The organism is Pseudomonas sp. X10 (assembly GCF_054889225.1).
The window spans coordinates 1,838,105-1,862,922 of sequence record NZ_CM142677.1 but is presented as its reverse complement, the minus strand read 5'-3'; the positions used below and the strand labels follow the sequence as shown (position 1 = coordinate 1,862,922).

The 24,818-nt window shown below is 61.4% G+C and carries 21 protein-coding genes and 1 pseudogene; 9 read left to right on the top strand and 13 right to left on the bottom strand.

The features are described from left to right. The first annotated feature begins 302 nt into the window (after positions 1-302). Positions 303-2,282 carry a DUF4209 domain-containing protein gene (locus ACYU03_RS08610; RefSeq protein WP_461889750.1) on the top strand — a complete coding sequence of 660 codons (1,980 nt, stop codon included), beginning with the start codon at positions 303-305 and terminating at the stop codon, positions 2,280-2,282. A 345-nt stretch (positions 2,283-2,627) separates the two neighbouring features. On the opposite strand, the gene ACYU03_RS08605 is transcribed toward ACYU03_RS08610, so the two are convergent. Together ACYU03_RS08605 and ACYU03_RS08600 are read right to left on the bottom strand one after the other, a co-directional pair. Continuing rightward, positions 2,628-2,954 (bottom strand): hypothetical protein, encoded by a 327-nt coding sequence (locus ACYU03_RS08605; protein WP_461889748.1) that lies wholly within the window; start codon positions 2,952-2,954, stop codon positions 2,628-2,630. Positions 2,955-3,223: 269 nt separating this feature from the next. Continuing rightward, positions 3,224-3,724 carry a hypothetical protein gene (locus ACYU03_RS08600; RefSeq protein ID WP_461889746.1) on the bottom strand — a complete coding sequence of 167 codons (501 nt, stop codon included), beginning with the start codon at positions 3,722-3,724 and terminating at the stop codon, positions 3,224-3,226. Between the two features lie 594 nt (positions 3,725-4,318). Here ACYU03_RS08600 and ACYU03_RS08595 point away from each other — a divergent pair. Then, positions 4,319-4,663, top strand: a complete 345-nt coding sequence (locus ACYU03_RS08595) for a YggL 50S ribosome-binding family protein (protein ID WP_016393045.1) — start codon at positions 4,319-4,321, stop codon at positions 4,661-4,663. Between the two features lie 251 nt (positions 4,664-4,914). Here the strand turns inward: ACYU03_RS08595 and ACYU03_RS08590 are convergent. Beyond that, positions 4,915-4,977, bottom strand: a pseudogene (locus tag ACYU03_RS08590) (hypothetical protein); the annotation flags it as partial. A gap of 210 nt (positions 4,978-5,187) precedes the next feature. On the opposite strand from ACYU03_RS08590, the gene dacB reads away from it, so the two are divergent. Then, on the top strand, positions 5,188-6,651 hold the full coding sequence (dacB, locus tag ACYU03_RS08585) for a D-alanyl-D-alanine carboxypeptidase/D-alanyl-D-alanine endopeptidase (protein WP_461889743.1): 1,464 nt from the start codon (positions 5,188-5,190) through the stop codon (positions 6,649-6,651). Positions 6,652-6,735: 84 nt separating this feature from the next. Here dacB and ACYU03_RS08580 read toward each other — a convergent pair whose 3' ends face one another. Both ACYU03_RS08580 and rlmKL read right to left on the bottom strand, forming a co-directional pair. Beyond that, complete coding sequence (locus ACYU03_RS08580; RefSeq protein ID WP_461889741.1) at positions 6,736-9,126, bottom strand: sensor domain-containing diguanylate cyclase; 2,391 nt, start codon at positions 9,124-9,126, stop codon at positions 6,736-6,738. A gap of 96 nt (positions 9,127-9,222) precedes the next feature. Next, positions 9,223-11,415 (bottom strand): bifunctional 23S rRNA (guanine(2069)-N(7))-methyltransferase RlmK/23S rRNA (guanine(2445)-N(2))-methyltransferase RlmL, encoded by a 2,193-nt coding sequence (rlmKL, locus tag ACYU03_RS08575; protein ID WP_461889739.1) that lies wholly within the window; start codon positions 11,413-11,415, stop codon positions 9,223-9,225. Positions 11,416-11,969: 554 nt separating this feature from the next. On the opposite strand from rlmKL, the gene rmf reads away from it, so the two are divergent. Continuing rightward, positions 11,970-12,185, top strand: a complete 216-nt coding sequence (gene rmf, locus ACYU03_RS08570; RefSeq protein ID WP_003248687.1) for a ribosome modulation factor — start codon at positions 11,970-11,972, stop codon at positions 12,183-12,185. 109 nt (positions 12,186-12,294) lie between these two features. Here the strand turns inward: rmf and ACYU03_RS08565 are convergent, their stop codons facing one another. Then, positions 12,295-13,317, bottom strand: coding sequence for a quinone-dependent dihydroorotate dehydrogenase (locus ACYU03_RS08565; protein WP_461889736.1), 1,023 nt, complete (start codon positions 13,315-13,317; stop codon positions 12,295-12,297). A 127-nt stretch (positions 13,318-13,444) separates the two neighbouring features. Here ACYU03_RS08565 and ACYU03_RS08560 point away from each other — a divergent pair, with 127 nt between their 5' ends. From ACYU03_RS08560 to cobA, 5 genes are all read left to right on the top strand, one after another. After that, positions 13,445-14,659, top strand: a complete 1,215-nt coding sequence (locus tag ACYU03_RS08560) for a CmpA/NrtA family ABC transporter substrate-binding protein (protein WP_461889734.1) — start codon at positions 13,445-13,447, stop codon at positions 14,657-14,659. Between the two features lie 12 nt (positions 14,660-14,671). Continuing rightward, positions 14,672-15,247: an ANTAR domain-containing response regulator gene (locus ACYU03_RS08555; RefSeq protein WP_461891423.1), complete on the top strand. Its 576-nt coding sequence runs from the start codon at positions 14,672-14,674 to the stop codon at positions 15,245-15,247. Between the two features lie 179 nt (positions 15,248-15,426). After that, positions 15,427-16,638, top strand: a complete 1,212-nt coding sequence (locus tag ACYU03_RS08550) for a nitrate/nitrite transporter (protein ID WP_461889732.1) — start codon at positions 15,427-15,429, stop codon at positions 16,636-16,638. A gap of 7 nt (positions 16,639-16,645) precedes the next feature. Continuing rightward, a complete protein-coding gene (locus tag ACYU03_RS08545; RefSeq protein WP_461889729.1) occupies positions 16,646-18,316 on the top strand; it encodes a protein kinase domain-containing protein in 1,671 nt (556 codons plus the stop codon). 28 nt (positions 18,317-18,344) lie between these two features. Beyond that, positions 18,345-19,091, top strand: a complete 747-nt coding sequence (gene cobA / locus ACYU03_RS08540) for a uroporphyrinogen-III C-methyltransferase (protein ID WP_461889727.1) — start codon at positions 18,345-18,347, stop codon at positions 19,089-19,091. Between the two features lie 85 nt (positions 19,092-19,176). On the opposite strand, the gene ACYU03_RS08535 is transcribed toward cobA, so the two are convergent. The 7 genes from ACYU03_RS08535 to ACYU03_RS08505 form a co-directional block, all read right to left on the bottom strand. Further along, positions 19,177-20,211: an OmpA family protein gene (locus tag ACYU03_RS08535; RefSeq protein WP_461889725.1), complete on the bottom strand. Its 1,035-nt coding sequence runs from the start codon at positions 20,209-20,211 to the stop codon at positions 19,177-19,179. Positions 20,212-20,322: 111 nt separating this feature from the next. Further along, on the bottom strand, positions 20,323-20,889 hold the full coding sequence (sigX, locus tag ACYU03_RS08530) for an RNA polymerase sigma factor SigX (RefSeq protein ID WP_461891422.1): 567 nt from the start codon (positions 20,887-20,889) through the stop codon (positions 20,323-20,325). 114 nt (positions 20,890-21,003) lie between these two features. Beyond that, positions 21,004-21,828: a mechanosensitive ion channel family protein gene (locus ACYU03_RS08525; RefSeq protein ID WP_461889723.1), complete on the bottom strand. Its 825-nt coding sequence runs from the start codon at positions 21,826-21,828 to the stop codon at positions 21,004-21,006. Positions 21,829-21,830: 2 nt separating this feature from the next. Further along, positions 21,831-22,079, bottom strand: a complete 249-nt coding sequence (locus tag ACYU03_RS08520; protein ID WP_461889721.1) for a CrfX protein — start codon at positions 22,077-22,079, stop codon at positions 21,831-21,833. A gap of 146 nt (positions 22,080-22,225) precedes the next feature. After that, the gene (locus ACYU03_RS08515; RefSeq protein WP_461889719.1) at positions 22,226-23,221 is read right to left on the bottom strand and encodes a zinc transporter ZntB; all 996 of its coding nucleotides are present in this window, start codon (positions 23,219-23,221) and stop codon (positions 22,226-22,228) included. A gap of 26 nt (positions 23,222-23,247) precedes the next feature. Next, entirely contained in the window at positions 23,248-23,739 is a 492-nt protein-coding gene (gene rraA, locus ACYU03_RS08510) for a ribonuclease E activity regulator RraA (protein ID WP_461889717.1), read from the bottom strand. Positions 23,740-23,826: 87 nt separating this feature from the next. After that, a complete protein-coding gene (locus ACYU03_RS08505; protein WP_461889715.1) occupies positions 23,827-24,816 on the bottom strand; it encodes an alpha/beta fold hydrolase in 990 nt (329 codons plus the stop codon). Between the last annotated feature and the right edge of the window lie 2 nt (positions 24,817-24,818).

Genomic DNA, 24,818 nt, shown 5'->3' with positions numbered 1-24,818 from the left:
CCCCTGCGTGCTATTTCATCCCCGAGACCAGAGAATGGCGTTGGAGCCAGACTGCCCGAACCAGGCGAAGACACCGCAGATGATGTCAGCTCTTGAAAACCACCATATGTAGTGATGAGCCTGTCAAAAACCACAAGATAGTGGCATATTGATTGGATGGCAAGCTGCCAGTAAAGCTAGCCTATGGTGGTGTGCTTGGGGGCTGCGGCGGAACGATTTTGCATTCAAAATCAACCGTGCAAATCACTACCAGCGCAGTTAGATCATCCAGTGCAGTTAGTCATCCAGTGCGGGGAGAGGGAATGAGCGAGCAGATCATGCCATCCGAAGATCAGGACGGGGCACGAGGAGCCGGCCAGGACTCAGACATTGCGACGGGCATGGCGCCGGTTCTGGAAGCGCCTGCGGCACCGACAACGATCATCGATAACGAACCAGATCGCTCCCGACTGGAATTTGCTTCTGTCGACGATTTCCAGCATACCGAGATCAATCGGCTGCTGGAGACCGTGGATACGCTCGACTTCTACTCGTTCGACTCTGAACTGAGCGCACGCTCCCGACAGGCACTGGCGAACAAGAACCACAGCGGCTACCGGGCTTACAGAGTGCTCATGGTGGTGTGCTCATACCATTTCTCCGTAGATCGCCAAGATGCCTTCGGCCCGAGGTTAATCAGTGGCGGCATGCGCACGCCAATCCCTGCCGATATCGCTGGAGAGCAGAGCCAGGCGCTCGCCACAATCGCCGAAATAATCGACCACCCCCTGCTGCGAGCTCGGGTGGCAGATGTGGCTTGGTACAACCATCGAAACCTGCATCGAAGCGCCGGCTTGGCGATCACTTCCTACTGTCAAACGATCGAGTTCTACTTGGACGACAAGCTCTCGTTCAGGTATGAGCCCCCCTCTGGGCTGTCCTCCAAAGTCGTCGATCTGATCGAAAGGGCTTTCCACATCGTAGCCAGCACAGGCAAGCGAAAATCACCGCCCGAGACCGTGATCACAACATGGAACCGTCTATACACCCATGCCCAGAAACTGCGGTGCTTCACATCGTTTGATCGATTGGCCCGGCTAGGCCAGTCCTTCAACCTGATTGAATGGGCGCAAGTTGCGCAGGATGCGGAGAAGTCGGCAAACGCCACCGCTGCCGGCGAATACGCCATGGCCGTCAAAGTAGTGTGGGAGCTTGCCGCCCTCGCCCATCATCAGTCCAAGGATCACACTGGCTTCAAGCGCTGCAAGTTAAAGTCGATCGAGCAGACGCTCAGGATGCGAGAAGGCGTAGACAGCTTTATGGCAAGAGCCAGCTGGACGCGAGATGCCATAGGGGAGCTTCGGGCTATTCCAGGCATGCAAGCAGAACTGGAAGCGTTGAAGGCCGAGTTGCTGGAGCTGCAAGCGCAGGCTGCTCACGAGTTCTCCTCCTTCCAGATCCCGATGGATTTGAGCGAGGAGCGCCAAGGCACCATCAATATCTTCAAGGATCTGACGCTTCCAGAATTCTTCTACACATTTGCCCGGATCTGCGAGGTACCAGAGAAAATGGCGCTGCACACGGACATCATCCGTGGCCGTAGCGACTCATTCCTGTCCGACCTCTTCAACGGACAAATCTACACCGATGCCCTGGGTCGGGTTATCACACAAGCACCGACCGTCAATCTCAACGAAACGCCACCACCTGAATGGTATGACCATGAGAGCCTTCGCTACTTGGACATCCATTACCAAATGTGGGTTGAAAGCCGAATTAAGCCAGCAGCCCGAACCCTCATGACCAAATTTGCTGTCGACGATCGGCACCTGAGGGCCATCGTGTCAGCTAGCCCCTTCGTGCCGTCTGGATTCGAGGACATCTATGCCTTGGGGCTCGCGCGCTTCCTTCAGGGCGACATGATGTCCGCCTGTCACCTGCTGTTCCCGCAGCTCGAAAACTCGCTACGCCACGTGCTCAATGACGCTGGGATCGACACATCGAAGCTGAACGAGGAATTACTGCAAGAAGACCGGTCGCTGAGTGCGCTGCTGGGTACCCGACGAGAGCAGTTGGAGTCGATTTTTGGCATCGACCTGATCTATACGATTGACCTGCTCTTCAATCTCAAGGGTGGCCCGTGCCTACGCCACCTGATAGCACACGGCAAACTGCCATCCAGCGCGTGCTACCTGCACTCCAGCATCTATGCCTGCTGGCTCATGTACTACCTGGTGTGCCTGCCGCTGCAGCGGGTTTGGAACACCCATGTCGCTCCGCAGTTGGAAAGGGTTTCACTCTAGGCGCCTTAGTAATCGTACTCGTGAGAATGTCAGGTAGGCGGAATCGAACGAAGGCCAGGCAAGATTGACACGGACGGGCAGCGGAGTTTGCTGGAGTCAGTGAGCATTCCGACGTAAGCGTCTTGGAAAGTCACTTTCCGATGGGCAGCGGGGGTTGCGGATTGCCATGAACGACCGCGAGCTAAGTTATTGGCCTCAGACGGGTGCCCCCATGAAGCAAAACCGATGGAGAAGCTCTCCACCGGTTCGTCGCCTAACGGTGGGTGACCCAGCCCCTTCAACGAGGCTGAGCATCACCCCAGTGACGCAATTCACTCAAGCGAAAAATGGGTAGCAAAACTTCGCTTAGAACTCATTATTATGATCAAGGCTAGAAGCCCGGGAGTAACCACGACCTTTCTTGAGAACCCGTTTCGCTTCAGGGATATTCAATTGAATGACGCGTGGAGCCGATCCCTTCGTAACCTTGAGCTGAGGCTCACGTGTACCCTTCAGATCTGCCACGACCTGAAACACGCGCTCAGTCTCAGACGAATCAGGGCGAGCGGCGAGATCTCGTGCAAACTCACGGAGCTGCTCAAGGCCCTCAATACTGCCAATATCAAATTCCTTCTTCAGTGCCAGCTTCGCAGCTTTGGCAAGAAGAGTCATGCTTTCGTCAGCGCTGTTCATCAATTCTTCTCCGGTCTTGCTTTCAGCCTAGCACGCGCCATCTATCCGACGTAAAGAGGCAGACTGCAATTCCTGCCAGCGTCTCAGATGGCCGACTCTATGTTGCTCGTGCTCCTAGTCAGGAACGTAGCTTGCGCGACGGTATGGATCGCTTTCCTTGACGATCTGCGCCGCCCCCTTAGCCTGAAGCAACATGTATTCCTTCCGCTTCCGCCAGCGATAGAGAGTGATTGGCGCAAACTTATATTTGAGCGATCTGAAGCCGAGCTCTAGATAAAGGCGTGTAAGGCCTTTGCCCCCTCGGGATCAGCGTGCAGGAGCAACGAACCATCCAAGCCTGCTCGATATGAGGCAATGATCGCCGCGTCGAACAGAGCCTTACCAACCCCTTCCAGCTTCAGCTCCTCGAAGTACTCCTCGTAAAAGCATGGAGGTGCCGAGGAAACAAACCAGGTGTAAGTTTTCGAACCAAGCCGGTCTGAATTACAAAAGTAACGCGGCACCAGGGTCATCATACCCACGGGCACAATCTCCCCCAGCTGATTACGGGCGACCATCGCGAGGCCAAACGCCGGGTGTGCATAGCGCGTGCTCAAATGGCCTTGGTTGTGAACATCAAGCAACCAAAAGTTCGTGCTCCAGTTCCAATCAAAGTCAGCACGGATTTTCTTACTGGCACTTTCTGGGGTGGTATCAGTGGCCGTCCGGAAATGCGCCTTAATCATGGGCTGCATCGTGCTGTGCCACCACGCAGCATGCTCGGCAGTCATCGGAATGATCTCCACGGGGACTTGGCCCAGCGACTTCCCCTCGAACGAGGAAGCTTCAACAGCAGAGATGTATGGCGGGACGCGTGCAGGATCAGGGTAGAGAGCTTGCGAGTCCGAACGGGATTGAGTCGCGTGGGTGTCGCTGGCTGAGCCGAGCTCAGATTTAGGCGGGATAACGATTGACGATGACAAACGACACGTTCCTGTTCAAGAGCCATGTGGCAGTCAGCCATTCTGTTGACTCTCGGCTGCATGCGTCAAGGCACGAATGGCTCTAGAATGGCTATTACAGGGCCGTCATGGCTCCTCATCCAAACCCAATCCGCGCCCTGCAGCACTCTCCGGAAAGACGAGAGGCACGCGCACTCGAAGAGATTGTTTAGCCCCCTTCCCCCCTGGGCAACCTCGCCAGACTTGACTCTGGAGCGGCGCTTGTAGCTCTGGATCCTGCCCGAGGCTTCTCTCCAGTCGCCAGTGGCCCGATCGCCACTCGACCTTGAACGCCGCCTTGAGACCTCGGCTGATCGGACAAAGCAGGCATTTGAACGGGTTAACTGATAGACTGCGCGCCGTAATTACTTAGAGGATTTTTTGATGGCCACTAACCGCTCCCGTCGTCTTCGCAAAAAGCTTTGTGTGGACGAGTTTCAGGAATTGGGCTTTGAGCTGAACCTGGAATTTAAGGAAGATCTGGATGATGAGGCAGTCGATGCATTCCTCGATGACTTCCTGACCGAAGCCATGGACGCCAATGGCCTGGACTATGTCGGCGGCGAAGATTTCGGCCTGGTTTGCAAGGCAGAACGCGGCTCGGTTACCGAAGAGCAACGCGCAGCTGTCGAAGCATGGCTCAAAGGCCGTAGCGAAGTGACCAAGGTTGAAGTCAGCCCTCTGCTCGACGCCTGGTACCCCGAGAAGCCGGTCAACGCTGCAAAGTGATCGCGCTTAGCTGCAGTGCGTAACTGCTGGCTTGTGAAAAGACCACCTTTCGAGGTGGTTTTTTTATGGGTGATCAGAAATCTCAAGGCCATCTCGTGGCGTCAAGCCAGGGGATCAGCGAGGAATGAGAGAGGCGCGAGGGAGAGGTTGCTGGCGACTGCCGTCAGGGGATACGGCATGAGAGGAACAGGAATTCGGACGCAGATAAGAGAAGATTTTTGACAACCAAACCACTATTTTTTGCTAATTAGCAAAACCTGGAATTCATCCACGCAGAGCTTCTTGCGCAGACGACGGGAACGGTTGGTAGCCATGAAACAATCCTCTTGAGTAATAACGCGCGGCACTTTAGCAGTTTCACCGACCGACTGCCGGACTAATACGGGTAAATCCCGGGCTTTTCCGTCGAACGTGACGCATGGCACCCACGCTTGGGGCATAATGCGCGCTATATTTTTTCCTAGGGGGCCACCATCCCGTATAGCCCCGTTTTTCCACCCCTCGTCCGCAGGGTTCCAGCACCTATGATCAAATCGCTCCGTTCCCTCCTGCTCACAGGCCTGCTCCTACCACTGGCCATGCCCAGCCAGGCCGCCACCGTCAACACGACCCTGTCGCCCAAGGTGCAACAGGCGCTCAAGGTCAACAAGCTCCAGAACTCGGCCCTGTCGCTGGTGATGCTGCCCCTCAATGGCCCGGGCACACCCACCGTCTACAATGCCGACGTTTCGGTCAATCCGGCCTCGACCATGAAGTTGGTCACCACCTACGCCGCCCTGGAACTGCTTGGCCCCACTCACCAGTGGAAAACCGAGTTCTACAGCGACGGCCCCCTGAGCAACGGCGTGCTCAATGGCAACCTGTACCTCAAGGGTGGCGGCGACCCCAAGTTGAACATGGAAAAACTCTGGCTGCTGATGCGAGACCTGCGCGCCAATGGCGTGCGCACCATCACCGGCGACCTGGTACTGGACCGCAGCCACTTCGTCCAGCCCAACCTGCCACAGTTCAACGATGACGGCGGCGACGAGAACAAGCCATTCCTGGTCAAGCCCGACTCCTTGCTGGTCAACCTCAAGGCCCTGCGCTTCGTCGCCCGCAACGATGGCGGCAAGGTGCTGGTCTCGGTCGAGCCACCGATCGCCAACATCCGCATCGACAACCAGGTCAAGGCCGTGGCCTCCAGGCAATGCACGGGCGAAGTGCGTTACAACCCGATTGTCCAGCCCAACGGCGTCAGCGTAGTGGTCAGCGGACAGTTGGGCGATGGCTGCAATTCGCAAACCTACCTGGCCCTGCTCGATCATCCAACCTACGCCGCCGGCGCGGTACGGGCGATCTGGAGCGAACTGGGCGGCACCATCCAGGGCCGCGACCGCATCGAGAACGTGCCCAAAGGCGCTCGCCTGCTGGCCCGCGCCTTCTCGCCGGACCTGGTGGAGGTCATCCGCGACATCAACAAATACAGCAACAACACCATGGCCCAGCAGCTATTCCTCAGCCTGGGCGCGCAGTTCCGTACCGATGTCGATGGCGATGACGCCCGTGCCGCACAGCGCGTGGTGCGTCAGTGGCTGGCGAAGAAAGGCATCACCGCGCCGCACCTGGTGATGGAAAACGGCTCCGGCCTGTCCCGTGCCGAACGGGTCAGCACCCGTGAAATGGCCGCCCTGTTGCAAGCCGCCTGGAAGAGCCCTTACTCCGCCGAATTCATCAGTTCCATGCCGCTGGCGGGGATGGACGGCACTATGCGCAGGCGCCTCAGCCGCACCGCCATGACCGGCGAGGCGCACATCAAGACCGGCACCCTCAACACCGTGCGAGCCATCGCCGGCTACAGCCGTGACAGCAACGGCACCACCTGGGCGGTGGCGGCGATCCTCAACGATCCCAAGCCATGGGGAGCCGCCGCTGTGCTCGACCAGGTGCTGCTGGACCTCTACCGCCAGCCCAAGCTGGTGAACAGCACGGCATCTTCGGCGCCCTGAACAGGGGTTTCGGTTTCGAGGTAGGAGCCAGCGTCAGCTGACGCTGGTTCCTACACCTATAGCGTCGACCGCAAGGCAACGCCCTCACGCCAGCTCCACTTCAACCCGATCCCTGCCTGCCTGTTTCGCCGCGTACACCCCCGCATCCGCCCGCAACAGCAAGGCATCGGCCCCCTCCCCCGGCCGCCAGCCAGCCACCCCGAAGCTGGCCGTCACCCGGCCGACACCCTCGACAGGCACATTGCGCACACTCTGCCAGAGCTCCAGGGCCAGGGACCGTGCTTGATCGGTAGTGCTCCCCGGACAGAGCACCATGAACTCTTCGCCACCGAGCCGGCAGAACACATCGGTACGCCGCAGCCGATGGCCGATGCGCTGGCACAGGCTGCGCAAAACATGGTCGCCCACCGCATGTCCGAACTGATCATTGATCCGTTTGAAATGGTCGATATCCAGCATGATCACCGCCAGATCCAGCTCATCACGCTGGGCCCGCTCCAACTCGCCCTTGAGCCTCTCCTGGAAATACCGGCGGTTGTGGATGCCGGTCAGGGCATCGGTGACTGAAAGGGCCCGCAGTTCTTCTTCCACCCGTTTGAGATCGGAAATGTCCGTCAGGTAACCGTGCCAGACGGTACAACCGTCCTCGCCCGGCTCCGGAGTGGCCTCGCCACGCACCCAGCGCAAACCAGCTTCGGGCAACTGCACCCTGTACTCCTCGCGCCAAGGTGTCAGGTGTTGTGCCGAATAACGGATCGAACTGCGTACCCGCGCCAAGTCGTCAGGGTGGATACGCTCGAATACCGCTGTGGCATCCTGGCGCAACAGGTCAGGGTCGATCTCGTAGATTTCGCGCAGGCCCTCACTGGCGTAGCTGAAACAGGAATGCCCATCGGCATCCAGCCGGTACTGGTAGATGCCACCCGGGACTTCAGCACTGAGTTTCTCCAGTAACCGGTCACGGGCCGCCAGCGCCTCGTGCACCCGCCGACGCTCGGTGACGTCGATGCAGATCGCCAGGTGTCCAACCCACAGCCCCTGCTCATCGAGCACGGCGGTCACTAGCATATTGGCCAGCAAGCGGCTGCCATCTTTGCGGACCAGGGTCCATTCGCCTGGCTCGCCTGCGCTACCCTGGACCGTTTCGGCGTACATCGCCTGGGCAGCGCTGATCTCTCTTGCATAGCGCTGGCTCAGGGTGCGTGCGCGCTGCTGCAGCTCCTCGGGCTGCACCAGACTCTCCAAGGTCAGGTGTCCTATGGCTTCGTCGGCGTGGTAGCCGAGCATGCGCTCGGCACCAGCATTGAAGGTGCTGATCACCCCTTTGAGGCTGGTGGCGATGATAGCCACCTGGGTCGCGGCATCGAGCACGCTGCGCAACTGGTTGTGGGTTTCCCGCAGGGATTGTTCGCTGACGCGCAGTTCGGCCGTACGTTGCTCGACCAGGGTCAACGCACGCTGCCGCTGGCTGAAAAGACTGTAGAGCAAGGCGCTGAGCAACAGGCTGAGCAGGCCGCCGAGCAGCGCCACTGCGGGCACCGCCGAAGAATGATTGGCCTGGAGGAAAGCCAGGCTAGGACGAATATCGAGGCGATAATCATGATCGGCCAACCCCAGCAAATGGCTGCTGGAGAGCGCCACCGGCGCGACATTGTTCTGCGTCTCGAAAAGCACTTCGGGCCCGTCCTCCCCGGACAGGTCGAGGATGCGCACCGACAGGTTGTCGTCCACAGGCGACGGCAAGCCTTCCGCCATCAACTGACGCATGCTCAGCACCGCCATGACATAGCCGCTCGGCCCGCCGGCCGACGCGCCTGCGGCGAATACTGGCGCCACCATCAACAGGCCCCGCGCATAGGCCGGCTCGACATTGACCAGGTTCAGCGGCGCCGAGACAGCCATGCTGCCGGGGCTGCTGGCCCGCGCCAGGGTCGCTTCGCGCAAGGGCTGGGCGCGCAAGTCGAGGCCGTAGGGCTGGCCCTTGAGGCGCACCGCCTGGGTATAGAGCACCGGATAGTAATGATCCCGCGCTGGTGCCACGTGCCAGTCTCCCTGGAGGTCCTGATCGCGGATCTGGTACGGCTGGCCCATCCATTGCGAAGCCCTGCGCTCGAAATCGGCACGCTGCGCCGCCTCAACCCGTGGCGCCCAGGAGTAGGCCAGGCTGCGGTGTAGTAACGGCCGCGCGTAGCCGTCGAACTCACCGGGGGTGATTTCAGTGGCGTAGGTGAAAAAGCGCCGCAGGCTGTCCAGGCGCTGTTCCTGATCCTCGAAACGCTCCTCGATGCGGCTGTAGCGCTCCTTGGCCAACAGCTCGAAACGCTGCTGCAATTGCTGCTGGTAAAGCACATGGGTGGCCAAGGCCAGCACGCCCGTGAGCAGGCCGCCGGTAGCCAACGCTACCAGCGCCACAACCCAAGGCGACAAGTCCTCGCTGAAGAAGCCAAGCATCTTCGTATGAACGCCATGTGACATAGATCACTCTCACCAGGTCAGCGTCCTGCGATTTTTCTCGGCCCTGGTCTGAGTTATAGCTATTAGCCATCAGCGCCGCAATGCGACCTCGTCGGCTCAGCGCAACTGCAAACGCCAAGCCCTGTGGATCCGGTTGTTACGGGCAAAGTCCGGATCGAGTGTCTGGGCGCTGATCTCCTCCACGGCATAGCGCTCGGTCAGATGCTCATCGAGCTGGAACTTGCGGAAATTGTTGGAGAAGTACAACACCCCACCAGGTGCCAGGCGTGCCATGGCAAGGTCGAGCAGCTCGACATGGTCGCGCTGGACGTCGAACACGCCTTCCATACGCTTGGAATTGGAGAAGGTGGGCGGGTCGATGAAGATCAGCTCGTAACTCTCGCGGCAGTCCTGCAGCCATGCCATCACATCGCCCTGCTCCAGGCGGTTCTTGTCGGAGAAGCCGTTGAGCGCCAAGTTGCGCCGTGCCCAATCCAGGTAGGTCTTCGACAGGTCGACGCTGGTAGTGGTGCGAGCACCGCCCTTGGCCGCGTGCACACTGGCCGTGGCGGTGTAGCAGAACAGGTTGAGGAAACGCTTGCCCGCCGCCTCGCGCTGAATGCGCAGGCGCATGGGCCGGTGATCGAGGAACAAGCCGGTGTCCAGATAGTCGGTGAGGTTGACCAGCAGCTTGACGCCACCTTCGTTGACCTCAAGGAACTGCCCTTGGCTACCCTGGCGTTCATACTGGCGGGTACCGCTCTGGCGTTCGCGGCGCTTGAGCACCACGCGGTTCTGATCAATGCCCAGGGCCTGGGGGATCGCCGCCAAGGCATCGAACAGGCGTGCCTGGGCCTTTTCCGGATCCACTGAGCGTGGCGCGGCGTATTCCTGCACATGCACCCAGTCTTCGTAGAGATCGACCGCCAGGGCGTACTCGGGCATGTCGGCATCGTACAAGCGGTAGCAACTGACCTGCTCGCGCCTGGCCCACTTGCCCAACTGCTTGAGGTTCTTCTGCAGGCGGTTGGCAAACATCTGCGCACCTTCGCTCAGGCGTGCCGGCTCGCTGGCCACTGCCGCAGGACGCGGGGCTTGCTCGGTATCGCGCTCGGGCTGACGGCGCTCGCCGGTGACGAACTGGTCGGGGCTGACCTTGATCAGCAGCAGTTTGCAGGGCAGTGCGCCGTTCCAAAAGGCGTACTGCTTGTGGCTACGGATGCCCATGCGCTTGCCCAGCTCGGGCGCGCCGGTGAATACCGCGGCCTCCCAGTTCAGGCAGGCCTGGCGCAGGCGTTCGCCGAGATTCTGGTAGAGGTAGAGCAGGCTGGCTTCATCGCCCAGACGCTCGCCATAGGGTGGGTTGCAGATCACCAGGCCCTTCTGGTTCTGGTCCGGACGCGGCTCGAAGGTGCCGACCTCACCTTGGTAGATCTTCACCCAGTCACCCAGGCCGGCCCGCTCGACGTTATTGCGGCCAGGCTGGATCAGGCGCGGGTCGGCTTCATAACCGCGAATCCACAGCGGTGGTTTGGCCAGGCCCGCCTGTGCCCGGGCCAGGGCTTCGTCATGCACTTTGCGCCACAACGCCGGCACGTGCCCGAGCCAGACGCTGAAGCCCCAGCGCTCACGCTTGAGGTTGGGAGCGATATCGGCGGCGATCATCGCCGCTTCCACCAGGAAAGTGCCCACACCACACATGGGGTCGGCCAGGGCACCGCCCTCAGCGGCGATCCGTGGCCAGCCGGCGCGGATCAGCACCGCTGCCGCCAGGTTTTCCTTCAGCGGCGCAGCGCCTTGCTGCAGGCGGTAACCACGCTGATGCAGGCTGTGTCCGGACAGGTCCAGGGAGAGGATCGCTTCGCCACGGTCCAGGCGCAGGTGCACACGCAGGTCCGGGTTGAGCTTGTCCACCGAGGGGCGCTGGCCGTCGCGGTTGCGCAGTTTGTCGACAATGGCGTCCTTGACTTTCAAGGCACCGAAATGAGTGTTGTCGATGCCCGAGCCGTGGCCACTGAACTCCACCGCCAGCGTGCCATCGGCCGCCAGGTGGTCCTGCCAGTCGACATCATGCACACCGTCATACAGATCGTCGGCATTCTTCATGTTGAAGCGCTTGAGCACCAGCAGTACCCGGTTGCCCAGGCGCGACCAAAGGCACAGCCGGTAGGCGGTTTCCATGTCGGCCGAGCCACGAATGGCGGAGGTGTGTTCACGCACCTCCTCAAGGCCGAGGCCGCGGGCTTCTTCAGCGAGCAGGCCTTCCAGGCCCTTGGGGCAGGTGAGGTAGAGTTCGAAACGATCCGACATGAGCAATCCAGAGCCTTGGGCATATTAGAGTGACAGGGCAACGCATCGCCCTGCCGATGTTTGCTCGCATGCCCTTCCAACAGGCGTACGAGTGGCATCCCTGGCTTTCCAGGCATGCCGGGCCGCCCGATCGATCCGCCCTTTTTTGCACATGGCAAAGAGGCTTTGATCACCGAGCAGAATGAAAATTTCCAGCGGCAAGGGCGCCAATGTGACCCTTCGTCGCATTACTGCTTGTTACTGCCTTCATCCGGCGCCATGGCCAAATGACTGCAAACCTTGAGTAAACCCTGATCATAGCGGGGTTTGGATCAAACCGAGTTGCGACTCATTTATTTACTTATCCTTTGACCCGCACAAAGGTTACGTCCTTATGACAAAACGATCATTCACACTGTGACCTGCATTGGTTAGAACTCGTATCAGGTTGTCACCGCAACGGGGCAACACATCCGCTCGCCACGCCGGCAGCGAGCGAACACCGGCAGAACGATTCTGCCCGGCCTCCAGGAGGCCGACGGGACATTACAGTCAACAAGTGAGGGCAACACCCTATGAGAAGACTTAAGCGTGATCCGTTGGAAAGAGCATATTCACGTGGCTACCAATATGGGGTCACCGGCAAATCCCGCGAGCTTTGCCCTTTTAATCTACCGTCTGTTCGCCAGGCATGGATCAATGGCTGGCGCGAAGGACGCGGCGACAACTGGGACGGTATGACCGGCACCGCGGGCATTCATAGACTCAACGAAAATCACGCCGTTGGCTGAACGAGGATCTGATTCCAGTCACCATGCACGCCCCATCCGGGCGGCGGGCTGAGGCCCAGGGGCCCCTTCAGGGGGCCCTTTTTTTATGCCCGGTTCTTGTACCCGGCGCTCAACGAGGCATGGCGGCGATGGCGTCGACCGCCTCACGAATCAGCGCCGGCCCCTTGTAGATGAAGCCCGAGTAGATCTGCACCAGGCTGGCACCGGCGGCGATCTTCTGCGCCGCATGACGGCCCTCGGTGATCCCGCCTGCCGCGATGATCGGCAGCTTGCCAGCCAGTTCGCCAGCCAGCACCTTGACCGTGTGGGTGCTCTTCTCGAGCACCGGCGCGCCCGACAGACCGCCCGCCTCGTCACCATGCAACAACCCCTCGACACCTTCGCGGCCCAAGGTAGTGTTGGTGGCGATCACCGCGTCCATTCCCGACTCTAGCAATGCCGAGGCTACCAAGGCGGTTTCCTCGTCAGTCATATCCGGGGCGATCTTGATGGCCAGAGGCACACGCTTGCCATGCTCGGTGGCCAGTTGTTCGCGACGGACCGCCAGGGCATCGAGCAGTTGCTTGAGCGAGTCACCGAACTGCAGGCTGCGCAGGCCCGGTGTGTTGGGCGAGCTGACGTTGACCGTGACGTAGCTGGCCTGGTCGTAGACCTTCTCCAGGCAGATCAGGTAGTCGTCCACCGCGCGCTCGACCGGGGTGTCGAAGTTCTTGCCGATGTTGATACCAAGGATGCCTTCGTAACGGGCCGCACGCACCCGCGCCAGCAGATGGTCGACGCCCAGGTTGTTGAAACCCATGCGATTGATGATCGCCTCGGCCTCAGGCAAGCGGAACAGCCGAGGCTTGGGATTGCCCGGCTGGGGACGCGGCGTCACGGTACCGATCTCGACGAAGCCGAACCCCAGTTGGGCGAAACCGTCGATGGCCGCGCCGTTCTTGTCCAGACCTGCGGCCAGGCCGACCGGGTTGGCGAAGTTCAAGCCCATGACCGTGACCGGCAGAGCGGCAGGCCGCTTGCACAGCACGCCGTTCAGACCGAGGCGGCCACCGGCGCCGATCAGGTCCAGGGACAGGTCGTGGGAGGTTTCCGGGGAAAGCTTGAACAGCAACTGGCGGGCCAGGGTATACATGGGCGGGCAAGACTCGACGTGAGTGAGGGGGCGATTATAGCCATCGCGCCGCCTCGGCGACAGGGCCTTGGCATATGGGTTGCTACGTCCTTGCTACATAGCCTATCCAGCACAGGCGAGGACATTCGTGAATACAGCACCCCCGGCAATGCCACTGGCCTGGGTCAACGGCAGCGACGCGCCGGAGAAACCCACCCTGAACATCGGCTTCATGGCCCTTACCGACTGCGCCTCGGTAGTGGTTGCTGCCACCCAGGGCTTCGCCCAACCCTATGGACTGACCCTGAACCTCAAGCGCCAGGGCTCCTGGGCCGGTCTGCGCGACAAGCTGGTCAGCGGCGAGCTGGATGCCGCCCATAGCCTCTACGGCCTGATCTATGCCGTACACCTGGGCATCGGCGGTGTGCCCGCTACCGACATGGCCGTGCTCATGGGCCTGAACCAGAACGCCCAGGCCATCAACCTGTCGCCAGCCCTGCAACGCAAGGGTGTGACCAACCCCGAGGCACTGGCGCGCCTGGCGCACCAGAATGGCACACGCCTGACCTTCGCCCAGACCTTCCCCACCGGTACCCACGCCATGTGGTTGTACTACTGGCTGGCCAGCCAGGGCATCCATCCTCTGCACGATGTCGACAGCGTGGTGGTGCCACCGGCTCAAATGGTCGCTCACTTGCAGGCCGGGCGCATCGATGGCTTCTGCGTCGGCGAGCCCTGGGCGGCCGACGCCGTGGCCCAGGGCCAGGGCTTCACCCTGGCCACCAGCCAGTCGATCTGGCCGGACCACCCGGAAAAGGTCCTGGGTTGTGCCCGCGCCTTCGTCGAACAGTACCCCAACAGCGCACGGGCGCTGGTCATGGCGATCCTCGCGGCCAGCCGTTTCATTGAGCAGAGCCAGGAAAACCGCCGCAGCACCGCCCATCTGCTAAGCGGCACAGCCTACCTCGACACCCCTGCAAGCAGCATTGAACCACGCCTGCTGGGTGACTATCAGGACGGCCTGGGCAATCGCTGGCAGGATCGCCATGCCCTGCGCTTCCATGACCAGGGCCGGGCGAACCTGCCCTACCTGTCCGACGGTATGTGGTTCATGACCCAGTTCCGCCGCTGGGGCCTGCTGCGCGAAGACCCCGACTACCTCGGCGTTGCCCGCCAAGTCCAGCAACTGGCCCTGTACCGAGAGGCCGCCAGCGCCCTTGACGTACCCTGCGCCGACCTGCCCATGCGCAGCAGTTTGCTGATCGACGGCAGCCGCTGGGATGGCAGCGACCCTCATGGTTATGCGCGCAGCTTCCGTCTGCACGCCCTGAATGACCAGCCGACCGCCCGTGTCGGCCTTTGAGAGGGCATGAGCATGCTGCGCATCCTGCTGATCGACGACACGGAAAAGAAGGTCGGCCGCCTCAAGGCAGCGTTAAGGGAGGCAGGCTTCGAAGTCATTGAGGCCGACGGGCTGACCATCGACCTGCCGGCTTGCGTCGAAACGGTGCGTCCGGACGTGATCCTGATCGATACCGAGTCACCGGACCGTGACGTGATGGAACAGGTGGTGTTGGTCAGCCGCGACCGACCACGGCCTATCGTGCTGTTCACCGACGAACATGACCCTGGGGTGATGCGCCAGGCGATCCAGGCCGGAGTCAGTGCCTACATCATCGAAGGCATCCAGGCCTCACGCCTGCAACCGATCCTCGACGTGGCCATGGCCCGTTTCGAGAGCGACCAGGCGCTCAAGGCCCAACTGCAGGCACGTGACCAGCAACTGGCCGAGCGCAAACGCATCGAGCAGGCCAAGGGGTTGCTGATGAAGATGAAGGATTGCAACGAAGAGCAGGCCTACACCTTGATGCGCCGCCAGGCCATGAGCCGGCAGCAGAAGCTGGTCCAAGTGGCCGAACAGATCATCGCCATGCACGACTTGCTCGGTTGATCAACAACTGGCCCGACTCTTGCTGTTGATTCGCTACAGGTAGCCAACGGCGGTTGCCCCCATCACGACAAAGACGTCGCTCGCCCTCCCACACCCGTGGGCCGGGCAGCGGCGTTTTTTCGTTCCGGCCCTGCGAAAGACAGGGCGTGACTTCCGTTGCATGCTGAGCGAGGTGTTCGATGAGTACGAGCTTCTGGAAATCCGGCCATGTGCCCACCCTGTTTGCCGCCTTCCTGTATTTCGACCTGAGCTTCATGGTCTGGTACCTGCTCGGCCCCTTGGCAGTGCAGATCGCCAGCGATCTGCAGTTGACCACCCAACAACGGGGCCTGATGGTCGCCACGCCGATCCTGGCTGGCGCTATCCTGCGCTTCGTCATGGGCCTGCTGGTCGATCGCCTGTCACCCAAGACCGCCGGCCTGATCGGCCAGGTGATCGTGATCGTCGCGCTGTTCTGTGCCTGGCACCTGGGTATCCATACGTATGAGCAAGCCCTGCTGCTGGGAGTGTTCCTCGGTGTTGCCGGGGCGTCGTTCGCCGTGTCCCTGCCCCTGGCATCGCAATGGTATCCACCACAGCACCAGGGCAAGGCCATGGGTATCGCCGGTGCCGGCAACTCCGGGACCGTATTCGCCGCCCTGCTGGCTCCTGCGCTGGCGGCAGGCTTTGGTTGGAGCAATGTATTCGGCTTCGCCCTGATCCCGCTGTCGCTGACTCTGGTGCTGTTCGCCCTGCTGGCTCGCAACGCTCCCCAGCGCCCCAGCCCCAAGGCCATGGCCGACTACCTCAAGGCCCTCGGCGACCGTGACAGCTGGTGGTTCATGTTTTTCTACAGCGTGACCTTCGGCGGCTTCATCGGCCTGGCCAGCGCCCTGCCCGGCTACTTCAGCGACCAGTACGGCCTGAACCCGGTCACCGCCGGCTACTACACCGCCGCCTGCGTCTTCGCCGGCAGCCTGATGCGTCCTCTCGGCGGTGCCCTGGCCGACCGCTTCGGTGGCATCCGCACCCTACTGGCGATGTACAGCGTTGCGGCCATCTGCATCGCCGCAGTCGGCTTCAACCTGCCCAGCGCGGCGGCGGCCCTGGCCTTGTTCGTCAGTGCCATGCTTGGCCTGGGCGCCGGCAATGGCGCAGTGTTCCAGTTGGTGCCACAGCGCTTCCGCCAGGAAATCGGCGTGATGACCGGCCTGATCGGCATGGCCGGCGGCATTGGCGGCTTCCTGCTGGCAGCCGGGCTGGGCACCATCAAGCAGCACACCGGTGACTACCAGATGGGCCTGTGGCTGTTCGCCAGCCTTGGTCTGCTGGCCTGGTTCGGCCTGCATGGGGTCAAGCAGCGCTGGCGCACCACCTGGGGCTCGGCAGCCGTGACGGCGGCGCGGGTCTGAGCCCCCCATGAGCCTGCAGCTGAGCTTCGCCCAAGCCAGCGCTACCGGGCCGCGCGCGGAGAACCAGGACGCTCTGCGCCTGGTCACTCCGGCGCCGGAGCTGGCCGCCACCAAGGGCTACCTGTTCGCCCTCGCCGACGGTGTCAGTCAATGTGCCGATGGCGGGCTCGCAGCACGGGCCAGCCTGCAGGCGCTGGCCCTGGATTACTACGCCACCCCAGCTACCTGGGGCGTGGCCCAGGCCCTGGACCGCCTGCTGCTGGCGCAGAACCGCTGGCTGCGCGCGCAAGGTGCCGGGCAGCCACTGCTGACGACACTCAGTGCCCTGGTCATGCGCGGCCGCCGCTTCACCCTGGCGCATGTCGGCGACTGCCGCGCCTATCGCTGGTCCAACGGGCAACTGCTGTGCCTGAGCGAGGACCATGTCTGGGACCAGCCAGGTATGCAGCACGTGCTCAAGCGCGCCCTGGGCCTGGATCAACACCTGCTGGTCGACTACCTGGAAGGCGAACTGAAGGCCGGCGAGTGCTTCCTGCTACTCAGCGACGGGGTCTGGGCCAGCCTCAGCGACCAGCAGATCCAGTCAGTGCTGCGTGAACAAACCGATCTGCAAGACGCCGCCAGTACCCTGGTCAGCGCCGCTCACCACAGCGGTAGCCAGGACAATGCCAGTGCCCTGCTGGTGCGTATCGATCAGCTCGGCCCGGCCAACCTGGGCGATACCCTGGCACAACTGCAGCAATGGCCAGTACCGGCGCTACTGCGCTGTGGCCAATCGATCGACGGCTGGCAGGTCGAATCAGTCTCGGCCCAGAGCCGGCAATCCTTGCTCTACCGGGTCCGCGACAACCAGCAGCAAACCTGGCTGCTGAAAACACTGCCCGCAGCGCGCGAACAGGAAGCTGGCGCCTTGCAGGGGCTGCTGATGGAAGAATGGTTCCTGCGCCGGGTTGCCGGGCGCCACTTCCCGGAAGTGCATCCGGCCAGCCAGCGCCAGCACCTGTACTACGTGATGCGTGAATACCCCGGGCAGAGCCTGGCAGCGCTGTTCAGCAGTCAAGGCCCCTTGCCCCTGGCGCAATGGCTGGAACTGGCACGCCAATTGTTGCAGGCGGTGGGTGTACTGCACCGGCGCAACCTGGTGCACCGCGACATCAAGCCGCAGAACCTGCACTTGGGCAACGATGGCCAACTGCGCCTGCTCGACTTCGGCCTGGCCTACTGCCCGGGCCTGTGCGAAGACCAGCCCCACGATTTGCCGGGGACGCCCTCTTTCATTGCCCCCGAAGCCTTCGAGGGACAGCCGCCCAGCCCTCGACAAGACCTCTATGCCGTGGGCGTCACCCTGTATTACCTGCTGACAGGTCACTATCCCTACGGCGAGATCGAAGCCTTCCAGCACCCGCGCTTCGGCATACCGACCAGTGCGGCGCGCTACCGTCCGGACCTGCCCGAATGGCTGCAACGCAACCTGGAACAAGCATTGGCCGTCGACCCACAGCAGCGCTTCGAGACCGCCGAACAATGGCTGCTGCTGCTTGAACAAGGCGATCGCCAGGAAATCAGCCTCCGCCCTCGCCCCTTGCTGGAACGTGAACCCTTGAAAGTCTGGCGGGGCCTGGCCCTGCTGTCCCTATTGCTCAACCTGGTGCTGTTGCTCGCCTTACTCAAAGGCTGAGCCAAGTCATGCCGATGAGGAGAACCCAATGAACGCGAAAGTCTGGCTGGTCGGTGCAGGCCCCGGCGACCCTGAACTCCTGACCCTCAAAGCCGTGCGGGCCCTGGGCCAAGCCCAGGTCGTACTGATCGACGACCTGGTCAACCCGCAGGTACTCGAACACTGCCCTCAGGCGCGGGTCATTCCGGTAGGCAAGCGCGGCGGTTGCCGCTCCACACCCCAAGCCTTTATCCAGCGCCTGATGCTGCGCCATGCCCGTCAGGGCCGCTGCGTGGTCCGACTCAAGGGTGGTGATCCATGCATTTTCGGGCGTGGCGGTGAAGAGGCTGTATGGCTACAGGGCCACGGTGTCGAGGTGGAGGTGGTCAACGGCATCACCGCCGGCCTGGCCGGGGCTACCCAGTGCGGCATTGCGCTGACCTTGCGCGGTGTCAGCCGAGGCGTGACCCTGGTGACGGCGCACACCCAGGATGACAGCGAACTGAACTGGGCAGGGCTGGTTCAGGGCGGAACGACACTGGTGCTGTACATGGGGGTGGCGCGGCTGGACAGCATCCGGCGGGGCTTGCTCGAGGGCGGGATGTCACCGTGCACACCGGTAGCCATGATCGAGAACGCCTCGCTGCCAGAGCAACGTGAATGCCGTAGCCAGTTACAGCGGATAGAGGCGGATGCCAAGGCGTTCGGCTTGCGCAGCCCGGCGATTTTGGTGATAGGCGAGGTGGTGGGGGCGCTGGCGGAGCAGGCACTGGATCTGCAAGCAATGGCAGGCTAGGCCGCTTCGACACAAGCCCATCGGGCAGATCCCAGACAAAGAAAAACCCGGCCGAGGCCGGGTTTTTCGTGAAGCGTCAAACCAATTACTCGGCCTGGGCTTCTACTTGCGCTTCAACGCGACGGTTGATGGCGCGGCCTTCTTCGGTGGCGTTGTCAGCAACCGGACGGGTCTCGCCGTAGCCAACCGAATCAACACGGCTGGACTCAACACCATACTGCTCGGTCAGAACCTGCTTAACGGCGTTTGCACGACGCTCGGACAGCTTCTGGTTGTAAGCGTCAGGACCAACGGAGTCGGTGTGACCTTCAACAGTAGTGGTGGTTTGTGGGTACTGCTTCATGAAGTCAGCCAGGTTCTGGATGTCGCCGTAGCTGTTCGGCTTGACGACAGCCTTGTCGAAGTCGAACTTCACGTCCAGCTCGACACGTACGACTTCAGCGACAGCCGGGCAGCCGTCGGCATCAACGGTAACGTTGGCCGGGGTGTCAGGGCACTTGTCGACGTTGTCGCAGACGCCGTCGTTGTCGCTGTCGGCGCAGACTTCGGCAACTGGAGCAGGAGCGACTTCAGCTTGCTTCGGGCTACCGCCGAAGTTCAGGCCGATACCGACGCTAGGAGCCCACTCGGTGTCACCTTGGTCGATGTTGTACTGAGCTTCGACGCCAGCACGGGCGTAGAACATGTCGGTGATGTACCACTTGGCGCCAGCGCCGATGTTGGCGAAGGTGGAGTGGTCACGACCGCCACGACCGGTCTGACGAATGCTCTGGTGCGAGAAACCAGCGGAAACGTACGGACGAATTGCATCGTACGGGTTGTTGAAGTGGTAAACGGCGTCCAGGGCGGTGTTGGAGCCCAGGATGTTCTTGCCGTCTTTGCCACGAGCGTTGAACACTTCGTCGTAGCCCAGGCGCAGTTCGACGTCGTCGGTCAGGAAGTAGCCAATCGAACCACCGAGAAGGTTACCGTCGTTTTTGAAGTCGCGCTGACTGTCAAAATACTCCTTCTTGTAGAAAATCTCGGTTTCGACCGCGCCTTGGCCTTGTGCCAGCACGCCCATCGAAGTAGCGGCAACAAGAGAACCAATGGCCAAGCCCAAGGTGTTTTTCAATTTCATCCGTTAAATCCCCATCTGGTGATAGTTAAGCAGTCCCACCAACATCCTGGGGGACAACTCGACGGCAAGTTTAGCAGAACTCGCCGGTTCGTTAGAGATATTTGAGGGCCACTAAGTTTCAGCCAACCCTGCAAATTTCTCACGTAGCTTGTCGAGCGCACGCTTGTAGCGCATTTTCGTTGCGCTCAAGCCCATGTGCATGATGTCGGCGATCTCTTGGAATTCCAGTTCTGCGACAAATCGTAGCACCAGAATTTCGCGATCTATCGGGTTCACATGCACCAGCCATTTATCCAGCCCGCCTTTCTCTTCGGCCTTTGGCGCCTTGTCTTCCGAAGCCTCTTCAACAGGGTCCAGACTCAGGGCATCCATCAACCGGCGCTTGCGCCGCTCCTTGCGGTACTGGGTAATGCACTCGTTGTAGGTAATGCTGTAAAGCCAGGTCTTGAACTTGGATTTACCTTCGAAGTTCTTCAACCCGTACAACACCTTCAGCATCACCTCCTGACAGACATCATCAGCATCCCGGTCGTTCCCTAGATAACGTGCACAAACGTTGAACAGGGTCCGCTGGTAGCGCCGCATGAGCTCCTCATAGGCGCGGGTAACATGAAACAGCTCCTCATGCGAACGCGCCACCAACTCCTCGTCAGTGAGCTCGCGTGGGTCATAGCGCATGGGCAGCGAGTGAACTTTATTCAAAACGAATCTGGCCGACAGTCAGGTCAATGTCGCCGCATGCCCCACCCGGGGCCAATTTTGCGGCGGCATACATTAACAGCTTTTGTGCGGTTAGCGGCTACTGACTCGCTGCTCGAGAAGCATTCGATTGGACAGCGACACTAGTTCGCCATCATCGGTCAACAGCGTCGTCTTAACGGTGCCGATCTCCTCGATATGCCCTTCGACCTCACCAATCCGCACGTGCTGGCCCACCTCGTAAAGCTCCCGGACATAGATTCCGGCCAGGATCTGCCCGGCGATTTCGCGGCTGCCCAGGCCCATGGCCAGGGCAACGGCCAGACCAACGGTAATCAGGCCGATGACGATCACATGGTTGAGGAGATCTGTCTTGACTTCGAGCTGGCTGATCGCCACAGAAATACTGATGAGGATGACCAGGCCCTGAGCAATACGCCCTACCCCCGCCGCATATTCCAGGCCAATGCCTTCCGCAGCCCCCCGCACCAGGCCATTGACCAGTTGCGCCAGCAGCACGCCCGCGAGCAGCACCAACGCAGCGCCGAAAACCTTGGGTAGGTACAGGGCGAGCATGTCGAGGGTGGCCGAAACACGTTCCAGGCCCAGCGACTCGGCCGCCGACACCAGGAAGATCAGCAGTACGAACCAGTAGACGATCTTGCCGATCAGGGTAGAGATCGGCACCTGGATGCCGACCCGGCCAAGCATCTTGGTCAGCCCTGTGCCGCTCATCAGGCGGTCCAGGCCAAGCTTGGCGAGCAGCTTGGACAGCAGGGTATCGAGTAGCTTGGCGACCACGAACCCGAGTAGCACCACTACCAGGGCACCGAACAGGTTGGGGATGAAGTTCGCCACTTTGGTCCATAGGGCGGTCATGGCGGTGACCAGGCTCTGGGTCCAGAGATCGAGTTCCATATTCAATCGGCCTTATCAGCTTTGCCTGCGGCAGGTTTGCGGCGCACCGGCGCGACATGCGCCGAGCCATTGTTCACGGCGATCATCAGTGCCTGGCTCCAGCGGCCCAGCAGAGTGAACAGATCGCCCGCGCCGACCTGGCGGTTGGCGGTTTTCAGGACCCGGCCCAGGCAGGCGGCATCGTCACGGTCCTTGCCGGACGGCGACGCCTTGAGCAGGTCCCGCAGGGATTCTTCAAACGGATCGTGCATAGGCACCTCGCGCAATATCAGTCAAAGACGAGGGCGCCGGGCGATGGGTCACATACGTCATTGGGACGTTTGTTTCAAAATGACTCCAGGATGCTGGAGGCACAACGGCCTTGCCGCTCATGGGAGCGCTATGGAACATCACGACCTCACGCCCAACGCAAACGCCGGAACAGCCACCACTGGCCCAAGGCCAGGGTAAGCACGAACAGGCTGGCGAACAGAAAGCCGTAAGGGTTGTCAGCCCCGGGAATACCACCCACGTTGATGCCCAACAGGCCAGTGACGAAGCTCATGGGCAGGAAAATGCAGGTGATGATGCCGAAGCGGTACATGATCCGGTTCATGCGCTCGCTGCGCCGGCGGTCTTCGCTCTCCAGCACCAGCGCCGCACGCTCGCGGGTCAGTTCCAGCTCTTCGAGGTAGCGGATCAGGCTGTTGTGCAACTCGTTCCAGTAATCGACGTCATTGTCGGCGAACCAGCTCCACTTGTTGCGCGCAAGCTGGGCATAGATGTCCCGTTGGGGTGCCAGGAAGCGGCGCAGGCCGGCGGCGCGGCGGCGAATCTGCTGTAGGCTGCCCTGTTCCGGAGCATACCGTTCGTCGGATTCCACCTTCTCTTCTTCAAGATCGACCACTTCCGAGAGATCGCTGACCAGTGCCTGGACCTTCTCGGTCAACCGCTCGCCCATGACCAGCAGCAGCTCGGAAGCCGTCTTCGGTCCCCGCCCCTCGGCCAGTTGCTGCAGTATCTCGTCACTGGCACGCAACGGCCGCAGGCGCAACGAAATGACCCGCCGGGCTTCGGCGAAAATACGTACCGAGACCATGTCCTCAGGCTCGGCACCAGGATTGAGGTTGACCCCACGCAAGAACAGCAGCATCTGCTCGTCCGCCAATGGCAGCAGGCGTGGCCGGGTGTTCTCCTCCAACAGCAACTCGCAGGCGAATTCACTCAACCCACTGTCACGCTGCAGCCAGCTGCGGGTCTGTGGGTGGCTGCGATCCCAATGCAGCCAGAGGCTCTGCTCCGGCTGCAGCCGCAAGTCATCCAATTCAGTCCGGGCAATCGTACGCGCGCCGCCTTTACCATCGAGCACCAGAGCATGCACCAGCCCCCACTGCGCGTTGTCTTCCTCGAACATTCCTGCTCCATCAGCGCTGTTGCGCGTTACTCCGGCATCTTCAGCGGGCTTGGCGAAACGATGACGCCATTGTTGTCGGCATAGATGTATTCGCCAGGACGGAAGGTCACGCCAGCGAAGGTCACCGCGACATCGAGGTCACCGATGCCACGCTTGTCGGTCTTCAGCGGATGGCTGGCCAGGGCCTGCACGCCGACGTCGGTCTGTGCGAGCACATCCACATCGCGAACGCAGCCGTAGATCACCAACCCTTCCCAACCATTCTTCGCTGCCTTCTCGGCGAGCATGTCGCCCAGCAGCGCACGGCGCAGGGAGCCGCCGCCATCGACCACCAGGACCTTGCCCTTGCCATCGAGCTCGACCTGCTCCTTGACCAGCGAGTTATCCTCGAAGCACTTGATGGTGACGATTTGGCCTCCGAAGGAGTCGCGACCACCGAAATTGCTGAACATCGGCTCCAGCACCTGGACCAGGTCCGGGTAGGCGTCGCACAGGTCGGGCGTTACGTAATGCTGCATGGGAAACTCCTGTCAGTCACAACGAAAACAAGGTTTGAGCCCAAGGCTACACCGGGTAACGTCTCCGAGTCATCCAAGACCGATCAGTCAGGCTTTTTGCGTCTGTTCCGACCCTGTCGCGCCCGCTACCGGCGCGGACGGATCTCTCAGCCAGGACTCGACCAAAGGCCAAACTTGCTGCTGCGCCGCCTTGCTGACCAGCATGTCGACATGGCCGAAGGCCTCGAAGCCCTCCTCGCGACCCAGCCGCAGAAATTGCTTGCGCTCGCCGCCCAATTGCATGAACAGCTTGCGGCAGGCCCAGACCGGGTCCTGATGGTCCCCCGCGCCAGCCACCGCCAGCACGGGCACATCGACCTCGGCGAGCCCCGCCCACCAATCTCGCTCCTTGTCACCGAAGCGGCCGAACAGCCCGTGCCAGCGCAGGCTTTCCAAGGCCAGGCCGATCGGCTCGTCCTCGGGCCCGCGCTTTAGCCGCGTGCCGGACAGATGCGCGAAACGCTTGAGCAGCAAGCGCCCACTCCAGGCCACTGGCGGTACCTTCAGAGGCCAGTAGATGCGGCTGACCTGGGTGCCGAAGAACGCCGCGCTGGCGACCCGTTTCGTGTCGAGATAGCCACCACCCAGGGCCGCAGCCAAGGTGGTGCCCCCCAGAGAGTGGCCAATCCAGTGCGGTGCCTGCCCGGTCTTTTCCTGAACGAACGCACCAATCACCGGCAGATCGTAGCGAGCGTAATCGGCTACCCGGTTATGACGCCAGGTGCGGTTGCGCGGCGACAGGCCGTGGCCACGCATTTCCGGGATCCATACATCGAAACCGGCGCGCGCCAAATGGGCACCCAAACCAATGCCCTTGGGCGAAAACCAGAAGCGCCGGTTGGAGAAACTGCCGTGCAGGAGAATGACCGGCACGCCCTGGGGCTGGCCCAGATCAGCCAGCCCCAGGCGGGTCACAGCCAGCTCGACACTGGGATCCGGGCTGTTGCCAGCCTTGATCCGATAGACGTCCTCACTGAGGTCACCGCGGCGTTCGGCACTGAGCAAGGCCACGGGAAAAAGGGTACTGCTGCTTTGCATAG